Origin of the sequence: Peribacillus deserti (assembly GCF_016909175.1) — a bacterium.
Lineage (GTDB): Bacteria > Bacillota > Bacilli > Bacillales > DSM-1321 > Paraperibacillus > Paraperibacillus deserti.
In genome coordinates this window covers 54,253-71,645 of sequence record NZ_JAFBFI010000008.1, presented here as the reverse complement: position 1 = coordinate 71,645, position 17,393 = coordinate 54,253, and the positions used below count along the sequence as shown (strand labels likewise).

At 40.4% G+C, this 17,393-nt stretch carries 20 protein-coding genes; 1 reads left to right on the top strand and 19 read right to left on the bottom strand.

Features of this window, described 5'->3' with window-relative positions:
• Window positions 1–98: 98 nt before the first annotated feature.
• From JOC77_RS21845 to JOC77_RS10365, 7 genes are all read right to left on the bottom strand, one after another.
• Window positions 99–260: a DUF2197 domain-containing protein gene (locus JOC77_RS21845; protein WP_204542825.1), complete on the bottom strand. Its 162-nt coding sequence runs from the start codon at window positions 258–260 to the stop codon at window positions 99–101.
• Between the two features lie 48 nt (window positions 261–308).
• Window positions 309–1,283, bottom strand: coding sequence for a DMT family transporter (locus JOC77_RS10390; protein WP_204542823.1), 975 nt, complete (start codon window positions 1,281–1,283; stop codon window positions 309–311).
• A gap of 572 nt (window positions 1,284–1,855) precedes the next feature.
• The gene (locus JOC77_RS10385; protein WP_204542821.1) at window positions 1,856–2,470 is read right to left on the bottom strand and encodes a PH domain-containing protein; all 615 of its coding nucleotides are present in this window, start codon (window positions 2,468–2,470) and stop codon (window positions 1,856–1,858) included.
• A gap of 204 nt (window positions 2,471–2,674) precedes the next feature.
• Entirely contained in the window at window positions 2,675–3,199 is a 525-nt protein-coding gene (gene ssuE / locus JOC77_RS10380; protein WP_338047211.1) for an NADPH-dependent FMN reductase, read from the bottom strand.
• A 212-nt stretch (window positions 3,200–3,411) separates the two neighbouring features.
• Window positions 3,412–3,807, bottom strand: coding sequence for a hypothetical protein (locus JOC77_RS10375; RefSeq protein WP_204542806.1), 396 nt, complete (start codon window positions 3,805–3,807; stop codon window positions 3,412–3,414).
• 618 nt (window positions 3,808–4,425) lie between these two features.
• Window positions 4,426–5,865 carry an NAD(P)H-hydrate dehydratase gene (locus JOC77_RS10370; protein WP_204542804.1) on the bottom strand — a complete coding sequence of 480 codons (1,440 nt, stop codon included), beginning with the start codon at window positions 5,863–5,865 and terminating at the stop codon, window positions 4,426–4,428.
• A gap of 276 nt (window positions 5,866–6,141) precedes the next feature.
• The gene (locus JOC77_RS10365) at window positions 6,142–7,134 is read right to left on the bottom strand and encodes an LLM class flavin-dependent oxidoreductase (protein ID WP_204542802.1); all 993 of its coding nucleotides are present in this window, start codon (window positions 7,132–7,134) and stop codon (window positions 6,142–6,144) included.
• A 190-nt stretch (window positions 7,135–7,324) separates the two neighbouring features.
• Here JOC77_RS10365 and JOC77_RS10360 point away from each other — a divergent pair, with 190 nt between their 5' ends.
• On the top strand, window positions 7,325–8,317 hold the full coding sequence (locus tag JOC77_RS10360) for an NADPH:quinone oxidoreductase family protein (RefSeq protein ID WP_204542800.1): 993 nt from the start codon (window positions 7,325–7,327) through the stop codon (window positions 8,315–8,317).
• Window positions 8,318–8,411: 94 nt separating this feature from the next.
• Here JOC77_RS10360 and JOC77_RS10355 read toward each other — a convergent pair whose 3' ends face one another.
• The 12 genes from JOC77_RS10355 to JOC77_RS10300 all read right to left on the bottom strand — a co-directional run bounded on the left by JOC77_RS10355 (window position 8,412) and on the right by JOC77_RS10300 (window position 17,031).
• Window positions 8,412–8,720: a hypothetical protein gene (locus tag JOC77_RS10355; protein ID WP_204542791.1), complete on the bottom strand. Its 309-nt coding sequence runs from the start codon at window positions 8,718–8,720 to the stop codon at window positions 8,412–8,414.
• Between the two features lie 395 nt (window positions 8,721–9,115).
• On the bottom strand, window positions 9,116–10,252 hold the full coding sequence (locus JOC77_RS10350) for an alcohol dehydrogenase catalytic domain-containing protein (protein WP_204542789.1): 1,137 nt from the start codon (window positions 10,250–10,252) through the stop codon (window positions 9,116–9,118).
• Between the two features lie 16 nt (window positions 10,253–10,268).
• Window positions 10,269–10,634 carry a spore coat protein gene (locus JOC77_RS10345; protein WP_204542787.1) on the bottom strand — a complete coding sequence of 122 codons (366 nt, stop codon included), beginning with the start codon at window positions 10,632–10,634 and terminating at the stop codon, window positions 10,269–10,271.
• The gene (locus JOC77_RS10340) at window positions 10,631–10,852 is read right to left on the bottom strand and encodes a spore coat protein (protein WP_204543025.1); all 222 of its coding nucleotides are present in this window, start codon (window positions 10,850–10,852) and stop codon (window positions 10,631–10,633) included. Before JOC77_RS10340 ends, JOC77_RS10345 begins: the two co-directional genes overlap by 4 nt.
• A 207-nt stretch (window positions 10,853–11,059) precedes the next feature.
• Window positions 11,060–11,251 carry a hypothetical protein gene (locus tag JOC77_RS10335; RefSeq protein ID WP_204542785.1) on the bottom strand — a complete coding sequence of 64 codons (192 nt, stop codon included), beginning with the start codon at window positions 11,249–11,251 and terminating at the stop codon, window positions 11,060–11,062.
• Between the two features lie 62 nt (window positions 11,252–11,313).
• Window positions 11,314–11,781, bottom strand: a complete 468-nt coding sequence (locus JOC77_RS10330) for an NUDIX domain-containing protein (RefSeq protein ID WP_204542783.1) — start codon at window positions 11,779–11,781, stop codon at window positions 11,314–11,316.
• A gap of 84 nt (window positions 11,782–11,865) precedes the next feature.
• A complete protein-coding gene (locus JOC77_RS10325; protein WP_204542781.1) occupies window positions 11,866–13,077 on the bottom strand; it encodes a hypothetical protein in 1,212 nt (403 codons plus the stop codon).
• Between the two features lie 14 nt (window positions 13,078–13,091).
• Window positions 13,092–13,928 carry a hypothetical protein gene (locus JOC77_RS10320; protein WP_204542779.1) on the bottom strand — a complete coding sequence of 279 codons (837 nt, stop codon included), beginning with the start codon at window positions 13,926–13,928 and terminating at the stop codon, window positions 13,092–13,094.
• Window positions 13,925–14,614, bottom strand: coding sequence for an ABC transporter ATP-binding protein (locus JOC77_RS10315; protein ID WP_204542777.1), 690 nt, complete (start codon window positions 14,612–14,614; stop codon window positions 13,925–13,927). The genes JOC77_RS10320 and JOC77_RS10315 overlap by 4 nt, the downstream gene beginning before the upstream one ends.
• An 11-nt stretch (window positions 14,615–14,625) precedes the next feature.
• Window positions 14,626–14,997 carry a GntR family transcriptional regulator gene (locus tag JOC77_RS10310; RefSeq protein WP_204542775.1) on the bottom strand — a complete coding sequence of 124 codons (372 nt, stop codon included), beginning with the start codon at window positions 14,995–14,997 and terminating at the stop codon, window positions 14,626–14,628.
• A 184-nt stretch (window positions 14,998–15,181) separates the two neighbouring features.
• Window positions 15,182–16,720, bottom strand: coding sequence for a solute symporter family protein (locus JOC77_RS10305; RefSeq protein ID WP_204542772.1), 1,539 nt, complete (start codon window positions 16,718–16,720; stop codon window positions 15,182–15,184).
• On the bottom strand, window positions 16,717–17,031 hold the full coding sequence (locus JOC77_RS10300) for a DUF485 domain-containing protein (protein WP_204543023.1): 315 nt from the start codon (window positions 17,029–17,031) through the stop codon (window positions 16,717–16,719). The genes JOC77_RS10305 and JOC77_RS10300 overlap by 4 nt, the downstream gene beginning before the upstream one ends.
• Window positions 17,032–17,393 lie beyond the last annotated feature (362 nt).

The following is a 17,393-nucleotide window of genomic DNA, read 5'->3' as shown; positions in this document are numbered from 1 at the left end:
GGAGACTTAAGATTTTCAAGACGTGTAGAATCATACCAGGCATTGAAAAAGGGTATGGAGTTTTTTATCTTAAATATTTATCATGTTTATCCAGCATATCAGGATTTTAATCCTGTGGAAGCTTGAGCGTCTTTTTGCATGTTACTGCTGCAATAATCACATATAAACAATGCGCTTGGATTTTGAGTCATTTTTTTATATTGGGCATGAGTTGATGAAATCGTATATTCCTTACGGCAGGATAGACATTTTTTCAGCATCAAATAATCATCCTTTTTCTTCCAATGATAGCATAAGAAAGAACGCAATTAAGCTTTTGTAGCGACTTGTCGATTAACTGTCACAGTTTTTCGGCGGGATGTAAAGCTATGCAGAATCATTCCTAACATAACTGTGAATGCGCCAATCCACGATAAAGGATCAGGTATATCTGCCGAAAGAAAAATCACTTCACCTAATAAGGCAAAGAGTACAGAAACAGACTGAGTTGCCTCAACTGATGCCATTTTTGGTATATCATTCCGCACAAGGTCTGTGGCTTTAAAAAACAAGACAGTAGCAATGACCCCTGAAAAAACAGCAACAAGAAGGGACTGAAGGGTTTGTTCCCTGCTTGGCGGTCCAGCGGTTGTAAATCCAAGCACAGCAAGCAGAATCCAAAAGGGCATACTGGCCAATGTCATCCCCAGCACTCTCTGGAAGGTATTTATCCGGTCGCCGCATAGTTCCATCATCTTTCGGTTTCCAAGAGGATAAGCAAATGACGCGATCAGAACTGGGATAAATCCTGCAAGCATTTCATTAACAGATAGGTTCCCCGCATTCTCCACCTGCATTAAAATAATGCCTGCTAAAATAATCAGCGACATTGCCAGGCCTCTTAAAGGCAGCTGCCCCCTTACCTTTACGGGTCCCCCAGGCGTTAGCCTTGTTTCATAAAAAAAAGGAACCAGCAGCGAACCAGATATAATGGTAGTCTGCCATGTGCCTGCAATCAGCCAGCCGGGAGAGTAAGCAGCTGCAAAACATAACGGGGCATAAAACAATCCAAATCCAATGAATCCCCACAGAGTCCATGAACCTGGTTTCTCCCGCATAATTTTCAGAAGCGGCCTTAAGCCTTTCTGGCTCATAACGATCAGCATTAGAAATGGAACCATAAAAATATAGCGTAGGGAAGCGCTCCAAAGCCAGCTTCCACCTGACAATTCCATAGAACGATTTAACACAAATGTGGATGCAAAAAAGAATGCCGCACACACACCAAGGATTATTGGCTTCAAAATTCCCACCCCCTGTTTAATCTTTATCCCTTACATATTCGTTCTCCCGCCGTATATTCCCTTCCCCGGTTCTTCGTCTATTTATCTATATGTCTATATTTAGGTGTTGCTAACTAATTTCCCGCCAGTCCCATTACGATTTTCACTTTGATTTGAAGCTGATACGGCTGATTTTATCTTTGTAATTTTTCTTTTAGCCACAATTAAAATTCTCTGTACAAATTAAAAACCACCTGTAACAGGCGGCCTAGGGTTAAGATTATTTTAAGTTGTAAAATACAATGCTACTGCAGTAAGCAAACTAAGTACAGCTGTTAATTTCTTGCTCATCATTGTCTCCCTTTCCCCCGCCGCCTGCATCGCAGCCGCTCTATTCTCTATTGTTTTAAATATATATCTAGCTTTCAGCTCTGTTCTTTTTCCCTATATTCAAGAAGATAAACATTTTCATAGAAATTCAACAGAATAGGAGCCCGGGCAATAATGACATACCGATGGTCTAACCCTGTTATAGCACAAGAAAAGCCCTGGGAAATGGGGGACTGTCCCCATTTCCCAGAGCTTTGTGAGATTTAATTATTAATATATTTTTCAAATACGTAGCCAAAGTCTTTTATATTAAACTTTCGTCTGTTGTTTACCAGCCAGCTGAAGGCTGTTTCATTCACCTGCTTAAAGCTGTCAACAAGCGAATCTTCTTTGGAAGTGACTCTTCCGAGTGTGTTAGAAGCCAGGTTCAGGCTCTCTTGCGCATATTTCATATACTGTTCATTTTCATGACAGGTTTCCGCAATTTTAATCAAGGATTTATATAAATCTTTTAACTCCTCAATAAACTTCTTATGTACATCAATGGAGAAAGTCTTGGATCCGATGGTGAATTTGATTTCTACATCCAGATCAACGGTACCCGCGGTTTCCAGCGTCACATTGGAAATATTATTCGTATAATAGCTGTATCTGTTCAGCGTCCGTTTTTTGCTGATTGCGCTATTTCCGTCAAGGTGAATCAGGGCTTTATTTGTAAAACAATATTCATCAGTCTTTGATTTAATCAGGAAATAAATTTTTTCGTTATCCTCGTGCATAACATAATCATCAGCATCTACCTTATCATAATCAGCAGGGCTGATCACACTTCCTATATCACTTAATCCCAACACATCCGAAGCAACTTTTTTAAACATACCATTCTTCCTCTCCTATTTTTATTTCTAATACGAATGTAACTAACATTAAGTTTCGTAATATTTAAAATTATTTGGTGCAGCAGAATATTAAAACTAAAATTCCTCATAAAGCCTAGAATGGTTACTACAAAAAAAAACAGCCATACATACTGTACAGCTGCCTACACATGAATCTAACGGAATATGAAACGCATTTACCTTCTAGACCAATCTTTCAAGTGCTGCCTGCAATCTTTGAACAGCATCGTTATCAATTTCAAAGGTGTTCTCATTTGTTCTTTGGATCTGCTGATCTAACGTAAACACACCTTTTACAATATTACTGGCTCCTAGCGAAGAAAGAACCGGATTGATCGCATAATCAATAACAAGAAGATGCCCGTAGGTTCCTCCTATAACAAGAGGCAGAACGGTTTTGTCTGCAAGGCCTTTTTGAGGCAGAAGATCTAAGTACGTTTTTAGCACTCCCGTATAGGATGCTTTATAAACTGGAGTTAAGATAATGACTGAATCTGAAGCGGCGACCTTTTCATTCGCTTTCATTATCTCCGGACTGTCAAATGCAGCCTGAATGAGGTCCTCTGCCGGCAATTCCCGCACATGCACAACATCGTACGAAACGTCCTTGCTTTCTAAGTACTGAGTGGCATAATTCAGGATTCCATTTAATCTTGAATCCTTTACCGGGCTCCCTGAGATGATTACTACTTTTGCCAAAACAATCACTCCTCTTTATGTAAAATACAGTGTCTCCATTAATATAGGCATATTTAGGAAGAAAAACAAACTAAAGAACAGTTGAATATGATTTTTTTCATTTTCCATTGTGCTCCCTGTTTAAAAAATCTTATGATCAGGCTCTTTTTTAAAAGACACTGTGTATCGTTTATTGATTTTATCCAAAGGAAAAAAGACCATTCTTCGGCTTTTATGTCATTTTATTTTTCAATTGCTAACCTGAATACCAAAAGTGCAAGCACAGTGGTTAATGGAGTCATCACCATTGTTTCCAATCCAGAACTTGAAACTAAATTACCTATTGTATTAAGCGCCATAAGTACAAACATTACCCATGTACCCGTATTCACAGTTTTTTTGAACTTTCCTTTGAAGATATATCCTGCTTTTACAGCAATTATAGAGATAAATAATGTTTGCAAAATTATCGATATGCTTTCGAAGATGATTAAATCTGTCTCATTCTTTAATCGTCCTCCCCATACGAAATCATGGGGCACAATTTTTAGAATAATCAGGATATGCATTAAAAGTGCTATTGTATTAATGGTGATTATTATATTACTTGCCAGTCTAATGCTAATTAATTTTTTCATTTCCCCTCCTCATTCAATTAAGATATTTTTAGTTATAAACTATAACAAAGCCAAATTAATAAAATTATGTTTTTTTTAGAAATTTGGTACTGCTATTATTGGATTGTTTTCTGGGGAAAAGGCTATGGTATAGATGCTTTACTTAATATTAATTACTCTAAGTGCAATGTATTCCAACCTTTAAGTTTGAGGACGATCGGAAAAGCAGATATAAAATGCTGTTTAACCCTTTTATTTTATTAAACTGCCAGGAAAATAAGTCTGAAAAAAGATCTAGCTGCCATTGACAGCTTTTTGTTTATTTCTAAAGACGATTGAGTTTATGAAACAAAACTCTTAGTATTGTAAGGAAAAAAAAGAATCCAATGTGAAGATGATTTCCTTTTTTGAAAGTCTCTGTTAATCATTTCTGGCGATTTTTAATCAAATGAAAAAGACCATTAATTCGGTCGTACGATATTATGACATTGATACATCGGAGGCAGTTGCTTTTGGCAATGGTGAACTGACATAGTCCTTACAATGCAAACCCCAAACTATCTTCAGATTGGAGCATAAGTTTTCTAATCAACCCATAAAAAAGATGAATCCTCTGGCAAAAGGGATTCATCTTTTTGTTTAGCCTTCAAATTCCTTCATCACATAGGGCATCGTTTCATTAAGATCACTTGCAAGCATAGTTGTCTCTGCCCTGGTTTCTTTCCAATAATCCGCACAAGCTGCATGAAAGTAAACGGCATTTGATACTGCCGCTTTTACATCTTTATAAGAAGAGACGAATGCCAGCATAATGCCTGTTAAGGAATCACCTGAACCGCCTTTAGCGAGCCCCGCATTTCCCGCCGTATTGATCCTGGCCTCACCATCCGGAAAAGCAATAACTGTATTTCGGCCCTTCAATACAAGTATAACTCCATTTTCCCTTGCAAAATCCACAGCAATTTGAATTCGATTTTTTTGAAAATCTGCTACAGGAATTTCAGTCATCTTTTGAAATTCTCCAGGGTGGGGCGTTAGGATGATCGGAGCATCTCGTTTCGGATAATGACGCTTGATTAACGCTCCTGCATCAATGATTAAGGGCAGATCGGTTTTCATCATTTGGGCTGCAGCCGCATCTACTGTTTCATTTGAAGGCAGCCCGGGCCCAATTGCCACTGCGGTCATTTTATTAGGGAGTTGTCCATCCGCAATTTTTTCAAGTCCATCGTGTAAAAAAACACATTCGGGCAGTCTGCTTGCAATAATTCCCGAAACAAAGCGCGAGGCCGCTACAGTCAGTTTACCGATTCCGCTTCTTTTCGCTGCAAGACTGCACAAAATGGCGGCGCCTGGCATTTCATCAGTACCCGCTATAATAAGACCATTTCCGAAGGTTCCTTTATGAGAGCCAGGCTTCCGTTTTGGAAAGGTCCGCTTCACATCTTCTTTGGTCCATACCTTCCATTTTGAGGTATGTGGCAGGCCGATATCCAGGACCTCCGGATTGCCATAATATTCTGCACAGTTCTCCATAAATACAGATGGTTTAAACCCGTGTATGCAGAATGTCCGGTCAGCCTTAAAAGCAGATTCATCCACTTCACCTTGATCGGCCAGAACTCCTGATGGTACATCTACTGCAATCCGAAATGAATCTTCCTTGTTCGCCCATTGAAGCAGCTCTTGCATCTTATCATCGAGTGGAATTCGCGCTCCCACTCCAAGCAGTGCGTCAACAATTACATCGTACTTTCCTTGTAGCACATCTATGCTGTAACCACAGCTTTGATAGTAATGAAGATGTTCAGCAGAGATTCCAGACTCGGACTGTCCGATCGGAAAAACTAAATCACACTGATATCCATTTTGTTTTAAATAGCGTGCTAATACAATTCCATCTCCGCCATTGTTTCCCCTGCCAGAAAGCACTAAAACACGCTGGCCTTTATTCATCCACTTTGCAGCAGCCCGGAATAATTCCCTGCCCGCACTCTCCATTAATGCAAAACCTTTCAAACCCTGTTTGGCAGCAGCTTCATCCGCTGCCTTAATTTCTTTAGCAGTATATATATACAATCTTAAGCACCACCAGTCTTTTTTCATTGTATATTACCCTTATTTTTGGTTTCTAAAATGAAAAAAGATGTTGTATTGTAAATCGGGCTCGATATGTAATTAGAACAGATTAAGGATCAGCAATCGCGCGTAACTGAAGAAATATCGTAAGGAGCACTTAGCCGAAATAAAATCGAGCGTGAACTTCGCATATTCGCGCGTATCCAAGGTCCAATCGAGCGTAAATTCCAATCCTACAATTCCTATATCATCCCGCCCAACAGGTCCGTCCACTTTTTACTGAAACGCCTCTGCCAGCAGCGTATAGGACTGAATTTTATCTTCAAAATTATGTACATTGGTGATAATCATAAATTCGTCTGTTCCGTAAATTTCTTCTAACAATAACAATTCATCTCTTACTTTGTCAGGAGTTCCTATGATCGTCCTTTTCCTATTTTCATGGACCCGGGCAAGCTGTTCCTTTGTAAGAGGGATACTCCTTGCTTCCTCCACAGATGGAATCCTGGTATCTCCTGTCTTTTCCACAGCAAGAAGCCACATGTCCTGGCTCAAGGCCAGTTCTTCTGCTTTTTCCTGGGTGGAAGCACACACGACAAAAATACAAACATTTGCTTTTGCTTTCTGTAAAAGGGGAGATGGTATGAAGTGATCAAAATAGTATTCCATAGCCCTTTTTCCATTTTCAGGTGTAATGAAGTGGCCATAGGTGAAAGCAGTGCCATTCTCAGCGGCTACTCTCGCTCCGCGGTGTGTAATCCCGAGCAGCCACATTTCAGGCAGTGTTTCTGTCAGCGGGAATGCAGTTACATCTTGATATATGTGATTTTCCGGAAGACTTCCTGCTAAAAAACCCTGCAAGTCCCCCACCTGCCGTGGAAATTCATTCAAACTTCGTCTAACTCCATCCGTAAGCGCCAGTCTCGTATTTGCCCCTCCTCCTGGAGAGCGGCCTATTCCAAGGTCCATCCGGTGAGGGTATAAAGCTTCCAGTACCTTAAAATTTTCCGCAACCTTAAAGGGACTGTACTGCGGCAGCAAAACGCCTCCGGAGCCGACTCTTATTTTTTCTGTTTTGGATGCAATATGAGAAATTAATATTTCAGGAGCTGTTCCGGCCATTCCATTTGTATTGTGATGTTCAGCTACCCAGAAGCGTGTATAACCCAGTTTTTCTGTTATCTGGGCCAGCCTTACGGTATTTTCAAGAGCAAGTCTTGCGTTCCCCCCGCTCGGTATGACAGATTGGTCAAGAACACTAAGTTTCATTGAATGAAGCCACCTTCCTCCAGAACAAGCGTTGATTTTATTATCTTAACCATCATTTAGTAAAGAATCTAACTTTTTGACCTTTACATACCCGAAGACTAAAATAACTATAAACATTGATGTTAAATACAGGATCGGAAACACTAATAGAGGTTTAATCCGGCTGTACATGAAGGGAGACGCGATACATATGAATGAATCATTTAAAGCCCTCATCGTAGATAAAACAGATGAAATTTTTTCAGTAGAAGTTAAAAATATCACCTTTGAGGAACTTCCAAAAGAAGGAGTATTAATCAAGGTTTCTTACAGCAGCATTAACTATAAAGATGGATTAGCCAGCATTCCTGAAGGGAAAATTGTTAGATCGTATCCCTTTATTCCAGGGATAGACTTAGCAGGTACGGTGGTTTCATCTAATGATCCCCGATTTAAAGAGGGCGATCAAGTTATTGCAACAAGCTATGAAATTGGAGTTTCTCATTTTGGCGGGTATAGCGAGTATGCACGTATTCCTGGAGATTGGATCGTACATCTTCCTGATAACCTGACATTAAAAGAAGCTATGGCCTTTGGAACGGCCGGATTCACTGCAGCCTTGTCTATCCAAAGGCTTGAGGACAACGGGCTAACGCCGGAAAAAGGCAAAGTATTAGTTACAGGGGCAACCGGCGGAGTAGGTAGCATTGCTGTTTCCATGCTTTCAAAGCTCGGATACACGGTTGTCGCCAGTACTGGAAAAGAGTCGGAAAAAGAATATTTACAAAGCATCGGTGCAAAAGAAATCATCAGCCGGGAAGATGTTAACAGTGGAAAAATAAAAGTGCTGGACAAACAGCTCTGGGCTGGAGCAGTTGATCCTGTCGGCGGAACAACCCTTTCTTCTATTCTCAGCAAAATGCATTATAACGGATCAGTCGCTGTAAGCGGCTTAACTGGCGGAACAGATGTACCAACAACTGTTTTCCCATTCATCCTCCGCGGAATAAATCTGCTTGGAATTGATTCTGTTTATTGTCCTATGGATGTCAGACAAAAAGTCTGGAGCAGGATGGCAGGTGACTTAAAACCGGACGTTCTATTAAACTCGATACAGAATGAAATTACTCTTGAAGAGCTGCCCGGGCACCTGCCTGTCATATTAAGAGGAGAAGCCCGCGGGAGAACAGTTGTAAAGATCTAAGCTAGGCGATTGGTATCTGTATATCTGAGCGAGTGAAGCCTGAGTGAGCCAATAACAGCAAAAAACATCGCCGATTATACTTGTCGGCGATGTTTTATTCTTTATAGCGGAGATATTCAATTTTTGCGGTAGGTATGCTTTTAATCACTTTGCCGCTTTTGTCTGTAAAGACCTCAAACTCCTGATATTTTTCTACTATATAACCGTTTTCTTCCCTTGTATCTACCAGCTTGCTTTCTAGAATTGGCTCGCCCTTATCCTTGCTGGCTTTATCCGCTTCGACTGGTCCATAAGCTGCCTGCATAGAGCCGGTATCTTTTTCCTGAAGAATTCCCGGTGTTTCCATAAACGCTGCAAAAGCTAATAATCCCGCTGTACATAGTATGGGAAAGAAGTTTTTCATAAGGCATCTCCTTTCGGTGTTTACTTGTACATGTGTATGCTAGTCCAGGCGGGGAATATGACTTTTTTTACTCAGGTAAACGGATTGTAGTATTCTTCAGTTTGGCTTATCGGTCGAAAATTTTCGGTTTCCAACTCATTTTGCCCTCATTTCCGCTCCTGAAATGGTCTAATCCGCTCTAGTTCCGTCCTAGAAGGTGCGGCACTGAAATGAATCCCGCGGCAGGATATCGTTGGCCTATGTATTTCAAGGCCGCACTGAGATGGATTTCTTCAAGCAGATGGATTCGTTTTGGTTTTACGGGGAAAACGCGTTTTTCGTGCAGGAGATAACATTAGATTCTTGCTGGTACACCCTGCCGCAGCAATATCCAAAGCCGGTCACACTGCCCGCCGCTATGGTTTAAGTACTACCTTAATACACCCATCCGTTTTCGTATCAAAATACTCATATCCCTTTTCGGCCTGATCCAGCGGAAGTACGTGTGTAACAACATCTCCCGGATCTACCTTACCCTGGGCTACCAGGTCATAGAGGTACGGCATATAGGGGATAACCGGCGCCTGTCCCATTTTAATGTTTACATTGCGGTTAAATAAATCTCCGAGCGGAAAGGCATTATATCTGCCGCCGTAAGCTCCAGTAATTTGGATGAGCCCGCCCTTTCTTACAGCCTGAGCTGCGATTACTACCGGATTGATAGCTCCTCCCTGAAGCTTGAGTCCTGTTGCAAGGTATTCCAATTCAGTCATCTTCGCATCCATTCCGACGCAGTCAATAACGATATCGGCCCCGCCCTTAAGCATTTCTTTTAAATATTCTCCCATGTTTTTGTGCTCTTCAAAATTAAAGATTTCTACCTTATTTGTTTTTTTAGCATGCTGTAAGCGATAGTCTATATAATCAACTGCAATCACCCGGCCCGCACCCTTCAGCCAGGCAAATTTCTGTGCAAGCAATCCGACTGGACCACAGCCTAAAATCACGACCGTATCACCTTTTTTCACTTCTGCATTATCTACTGTCCAGTACGCCGTAGACATCGCATCTGCAATCAGTGATAACTTTTCATCGGCAATTTCATTGCATTCCGGCACCTTAAACGGGGTGAAATTAGCGAATGGAACTTTAAGATACTCAGCCTGTCCGCCCGGATGGCCGCCGAACGTATTGGAATAACCGAAAAAGCCTCCAGCATCACCATGCGGATTTGAATTATCACATTGGCTTGTTAAATCCATTTTGCAGTAGATACATTCCCCGCAGGCCACATTAAAAGGAATAATGACTTTATCGCCTTTTTTTACTTTGGTAACTTCGGAACCTACTTCTTCAACTATCCCTACAGGCTCATGGCCTATAATATAATCCTCCGGAAAGTTCGGAACCATTCCGTGAATTAAATGCAAGTCGGAACCACATATAGCTGAGGCAGTGATTTTAACAATAATATCGTCTGATTTTTCAATGGCAGGATCTTTTACCTCTTTAACCCTAACGTCTTTTATGCCCTGAAATGTAACTGCCTTCACCTTGTTCCCTCCTTATTTATTCATGCGGATCTGCAAGCATCCCTCTGCGGGAAGTATCAGGAGGAAATAAGTTTTTCATTTCTCCTATCATAAGAGCAGCATCTGCAGATTTTAAATCCAGCTTAAATTGGTCTTCAACATTATAGGGATGCAGCCACCCTTTAGAGATCATAAATTGACTAAGTTCCTTATGCAGCTCAAGGCCTTCTTCAAGCTGGTGGCGAAGAGTGTTTCTTACCTCAGGCGTTTTGGACTCAGTCAATGCCACGGCGGTATTCCTAACACCGGTTTTTACGGATATAAGGAATTCCATTGCTATGCCTGTATCAGCAATCTCAGGCAATCCCTCAGCGTTTTCTACTTCTAAGTAATCATTAATCATTGGACGCCGCCTCCGTTTATTGATTCTGCTGTCGGCTTGAATGTTTTATATATATCTTTTAGTTCTTTTATTGCCCTGATAGACTGCTCCACATCTTTTTGCATTAATGCCCGCAAATCCTGATCAAATACTACTCCTTGCATGAGCTTGGACTTCAGCAGGCAGACTGTTTTAAAATTAAGTATTTCGTGAACATCCATCGTTTCATGCATACCCATTACATCATTGTTTTCCAAAATGCCACCTCCAGATCGATATCAGGAGTATTTTCCCCTCTTCCGCAGTGCTTATACGGGGGTGTACTTACTTTTGATTTCAGGTGGACCTTCCGAGTCTTTAGTCCGCCGCTTTCTTAGTAGAACATTCTGCTCTAAAATACTGGCAAAAAAAAGCAGCTTTGCTTCTCGCAAAACTGCCTTCATGTATTAGTCTTCATCCTGTTGTTCCTTTATTTCGTAATCGATCCCTAACTCATCTAAAACAGCCTTAACTGCTTTCACTGGCGTCACCGATTCCAGAACTTGTTTCCCATTAACCAGCAGACGCGTGCCGCTTTCATAGCAAGAACCATCTTCGCATTCATTTTCCCAGTCTACAAATATAATCTTATGTTTCATACGAGCTCCTTTCCACCCGGAAAGCCTTATACAGCAAGGGTATTGAAAAATTAATCAAACGTTTAATTAATATTTCCTAAATAGATTGGAGACTTTCGCCCTGAATAAACATCTATAATATTCTGCCTCATCGCTTGGGGGTATACTCGGTAATTCATGATATTTGTTAAGGCTGCCCATTCTGTCCCAATCTGACCGGGATCCGGAGCAGTTCCTATTTGATCTCTATTTAGCTCCATCAGTTCACAAGCAAAATAATACTCTACCTGATGAACTTCGCTGTCGTATTTGGCATGCTCATGTGTTTTGCCAATATATTCTCTGATGAACAACAGCTCGCCAATCTTTACAGGCTGCCCTATCTCTTCTATGCATTCCCTAACAAGTGTTTCATGAAAGGTTTCTCCATGTTCCTGGCCTCCGCCTGGGAATAAGTAAAAAATGCCTTCTCTATCCTGATTTTTTGTTAATAAGACTTTGCCCTGATCTATTATAACGGCTTTAACAGAATTTCTGATATTCAAACGCATTACCCCCTCTTTCGTCTATTTTAATACGATTACGCAATTCTTGCTTGAAAAAGGCATTTCTCGGGTTGAGAAATGCCTTTAGTCTTATTTTATCTGAATATCGTATAGCTCTAATGAGCGAAGTGACTGCCTCATATTCTTGTCAGCGGCAAGTCTGCCTTCAAAAACAATACTCTCTGTTTTTATATCCGCAATCATGATCTTCACATTGGCTGTTTGCATATCATGATTCTTTACCAGCAGATAGAATTTACCATCTTTAACTACTACTCGCATTTCATTGTATTTACCCTTTAAATCTATAGGAAGTGTTATTTCATTATCTATTTTGCCTGTTTCTAGATTGAAAGCTGTAAGTTTTACTTTTTGATCTGCTTCTTCCGCAAAGTAGGCTGTAGAGCCATCAACGTAGGGTTGAATAGCATCAGTATTGATCTTTTGGATTTCCTTTGGAAAAATTGTGTCCAGTTTTTTATTCTGCTCTAAGTCATAAACTACAAGTTCTTTTTCTTTTGGTTTAGGAGGTTCAGGAGCTTCCGTTTCTTCAGGTTCATACACCGGTTCAGAAATACTAAAAACAGCATATTTACTTGGCTGGATTGGGTCTATATTTGGTATGAGTGAATACTCTAATAAGGTTTTACTGCCTGCAAATACTTCTTCTTTACTTAAAAGCTTTTCATTGGGAATGTCAAATATATATTTAGATACATCTTGTCCGCCTATGTTTTGCTGGTAAGACCTTGTTAATACCTTTAGTTCTTTACCGAAATACTGCACATCCTCAACGTAAATATGATTATATTTTTCTGGACTCGGAATTTCATATTTAAATGAAGTGCTATTGCCTGTTTTTTTATTAAGCACAGAAATATTAAATATAAAGGAACGACTGCCATTACCCGTATTGTTATCTATATCAGCGAATGCAAGAAGCTGTTTATCTTCATAAAAAGAACTTATATTTAATTTCCCTCTCATAAAATTGCGATATTTTTTCTGAAGCTGTTTGATGGTAGAGTCAGTACGCGCATAATCTCTATTAAACTGTTCAAAAAATGACTTTTCGCTGTCGTATGTCGTTTTATTTTGTTCGATGGAAACTCCTTCACCATGTGAGTCAACCATATAAAAGGCGCTAATGGCCACGTTCTTTATGAGTTCGCTGTTCCCTCTCTCCTCTTTAATGTGGAACTGTGGAAGCTGAGTTGAAGAATAGGCAGAATGAGTATAAAAAGCCCCGATTGTCATTATAGTTAATGCGATGATTATGCTTATTTTCCAATATTTATTCATCGTCTGCCCTCCCCTTAAACAGAAACCTTTTTAGTTAATAATTGATGACCAATCAGTATGGAACAAACTGAAGCTATAAAACCTAACACAATTTCCACCATCAGGAACTCCATTGGATACAACATATTCCCCATATCCAGCATCGCGGCAATGAATAAAGGTGCACTAAACAGAGCCAGAACGGCAGCGCAGTATAATACGCCGAATATAATACCTTTAAAGCGGTAGCTTCTTTCCATGAGAATGGCTGTAAATAACGTGAAAACAGCCATAAGTCCTGCGCTGTAGTGTAAGAGAAACTGTGTAAAAGTGCTTGGAATCAATACCATCGTAATGGCATTGGTATAAATGAGGTCTTTTACAGCGAGCACTTCTCTAAGAGCATTAGGCACTATTACTTTGAATAATTCATTCTCCAATGGAAGGACCAGGATCTGCACTCCAACGAGTCCCAGGACCATTAAGAAGATCGCAAGTGCCTTGGCAAAATAAATGCTATATCTTGAAGCCGGCAGCATTAAAAGTCTGTAAATGAACGTATTTTTGCCATACCATTCTCTATACCAGATCAAGAAGATATAAAAGATAAGTGCGGTCGCAGCGATGGCAATAGGCCCTGCAAACCAGAATGAATTCATGAACTCCGAAAAACTCATTTTTCCATTTGATTTAATAAATTCTTCCTGTGTCCATCTATTCTCCATCATCATCTCATTAGCTCTGTTTACAAATGAATTGGATACAACCGCAACACCGATTGTCTGGATGATAATGACAATAGCGAGCAGCGAGGCATAAATTTTAATAAACCGATTGATTTCAAAATTTAACAGCTTAAAAAAATGGTTCATGCCCTGTACACCTCTCTCATTACATCAATGACCGATTTTCCTTCCTGCGACCGCATTTCCTCTGTATAAAATTCCTTCAGCACACTGCCATTGTCAAGAAGGATCACCTTATCGATTAAATGTTCAATATCGTTAATTTCATGTGTGGTAATGATGACTCCGCGGTCTTCAATTAAGTGGCTGGTAAAGACATTTGCAATCTGTTCTCTGCTGAAGATATCAATGCCTGAAAATGGTTCATCCATCAATATGTAATCAACATCAATAGCAAGTCCCATTAGAAGATTCACTTTTGCTGTGTTACCTTTTGAAAGCTCTGCAATCCGGAATTCCTCTTTTAAATTAAAGAATTTTAGCAGCTCCAGGGCCCTCTCATTATTCCAGTTGCTATAAAAGTCCTGCATAAACACCAGGGCTTCACCAATAGTCATCGAAGGCGGCATGATAGCAGCATCCGGAATGAACGTGATCTTCTCATAGACCTGTTTGCTGATCGGCTCATTATCAATCAGAATTGTTCCGCTCTTATATGGTGTCAGCCCCATAATGGCCTTTAGGGTAGTGGTTTTCCCCACTCCATTAATCCCGATCAGACAGGTGATTTGTCCCTTCTCCGCTGTAAACGATACATTTTCGAGGACCCGTCTGCGACCGAACTTTTTTGTAAGATTTTTTACTTCAATCATCTCTTCGCCTCCTATTCCCCTGGCTGTGAATACTTTTCACTTACCATTTTTATTAGTTCATCGAGCGGAACTTTAATCGGCCTTACCGATGCTATAAAAGAAGAGACAGCTTCCAATATCAGCTCTTCTCTTACTGCATTTAAGATCTTTTCGTCTGTCGTAATCCGGCTGGGGAAGTTTCGTTCTGTAGTAATCAATCCCTGTTCCTCCATTTCTTTATACGCTTTTTGTGCGGTATTTGGATTAATTTTTAACAAGCCCGCCAGTTCCCGCCGTGATGAAATTTCCTGTCCTGCTGTAAGATCCCCGATGGCAATTTGTTCTTTAAAGTATCTGACAACCTGAAGATAAACAGGATCGCGGTTATTAAAAGAAAGATCCATTGATCACAACTCCCAGTGTGTGTACTAATTGGTTCATACACCTTATACATGTACTATACGATTAATACACCAACCAAGTCAACTCATTTTCAAAAAAGTTTTGGGGACTGTCCCTATTTCCCGATTGATTTCCCAAAACAAAAAGAGCTGAAAAGTCAGCTCTTTTAGGATGATGATGTGATTTTTATTGGCCTAATCCAATGCCTGTGTTTGTTTTGACCAACACTTCTTCGTATTTCTTGACATCCGCTTTTTGGCTGGAGAAGATGGTTCCTAGGTATCCAGCAAGGAAGCCAAGCGGGATCGACACGATGCCTGGTGTTGTATATGGGAATAAAGGATTGCCGACAAATATAGCCTTTCCTGCTTCGGGGCTGAATACATTTGGACTTATTAATACGAGGCCGACAGCAGAAATCAAACCAACCGCCATCGCCCATATGGCACCGGTAGTATTAAATCGCTTCCAGTAGATCGTATATAGAATAACGGGAAGGTTGGCACTTGCTGCCACAGCAAAAGCAAGTGATACAAGGAATGCTACGTTTAAGGATTGCGCAAATAATGCAAGGATAATAGAAAGTACAGACACACCTATTGCAGCATATCTTGCCATTTTCACCTGCTGCCCCTCTGAAGCCTTTCCCTTGCAGAGGATTTCATTATAAAAATCATGGGCAAAGGCAGAAGCAGCCGTTAGAACAAGTCCTGCTACAACAGCAAGAATAGTCGCGAATGCTACAGCCGAAACAAAGGCAAACAGCATATTGCCCCCAAGAGCTTTCGCTAAAAGAGGTGCTGCCATGTTTCCTGCCGCATTAGCAGCCGTAATATCTGCTGTGCCAACAAAAGCTGCAGCCCCAAAACCAAGGAAGATCGTCATCACATAGAAAATTCCGATAATCCATGTCGCATATACAACAGACGAGCGGGCTGTCTTTGCATCCTTAACCGTAAAGAAACGAACTAGGATATGAGGGAGACCGGCTGTACCGAGCACAAGCCCCATATTCAGCGAGATGGTATCAAGGCCGTCCTTATATTTCACACCCGGATTCAAAAATGCTTCCTTTAAAGGGGTGGCGTCTTTCATATGGGCAAACATGCCGGTAATGCTGAAATTAAATTTCGCAAAAACAATGATGGAAATCAGCAGAGTGCCGCCCATCAGCAAAACTGCCTTGACGATCTGCACCCAGCTTGTGGCATGCATTCCGCCAAAAATTACATACACAGTCATTAAAATTCCAACGATAAGCACAGAAGTAGTGTATTCCAAACCTAATAATAATTTAATAAGGGCACCTGCTCCTACAAGCTGTGCAATCATATAAAAAATGGAGATAGCCACTGTATTCATAGCTGCAAAACCGCGGATTTTATTCGCGTCAAAACGAGCAGCAATCATATCAGCAAATGTATATTTCCCTAGATTACGCATCGGTTCGGCAACTAAATATAGAACAACTAAGTAAGCAACCAAAAATCCAATGCTGTAGAAAAACCCATCAAACCCAGTTAAGGCAACTGCACCAGCAATCCCCAGAAATGAAGCGGCTGACATATAGTCACCAGCGATAGCCATGCCGTTCTGCCATCCGGTCAGCCCTCCGCCGGCTGTATAAAACTCACTCGCATTATTGGTTTTTTTCGATGCGTAATACGTAATGATCAGCGTAACAAAAACAATTCCCAGAAACATAGTAAAAGCAGCAATATTCATGATCCTTTACCCCTTTCTTGAACCACCTTTTCAGCTAGCTCGTCAAACCTAGCAGCTTTGCGGGAGTAAAGCATGCACAGTCCCCAGGTCATGACAAATTGAAGGAAAGCAAAAACCCAGGCCCATGTAATGCTGCCAATAAATGTGTTATTTAAGACATTGGTATAAGAAGTAAGAATAGGAAGGGCAAAATAAAAACAGAAAAAGAATATGGTGACAGGTACAATAAATTTTTTTTTCGCTGATAACAGCTCCTGAAATGTCTGAGATTGAACAATTTTACTGTAATCGCTTTCATTTATGTCTCTCATTTTTCTTGCTTCCACAAAAAAATCCCCCTCTCGAATATGCTGTCAGCTGCATACGCTGACTATTTAAATAAGCCTTATTATTCTCAGGTGATTTTCTCTTAGCTGCAACCGTCATTTAATTCCTGTCTCACCACCTCTCTCGAAAAAGACTGACTTTTCAAACTTCTTTTTTAATTATAGTGATTACACCCATATTTATGCAAGGAATTAGTACACTCAGAATGACTGCTTTTCCCAAAAATTGGTTCTCTTTTGTTCATAATGATGAAATGATAGTTTTGAAAATAGAAACCTATATTTTTCTGATCTTTTTTTAGTAGTGTTCAATGTTAAAAAATATAAAAAAGCTATGTTTACAACCG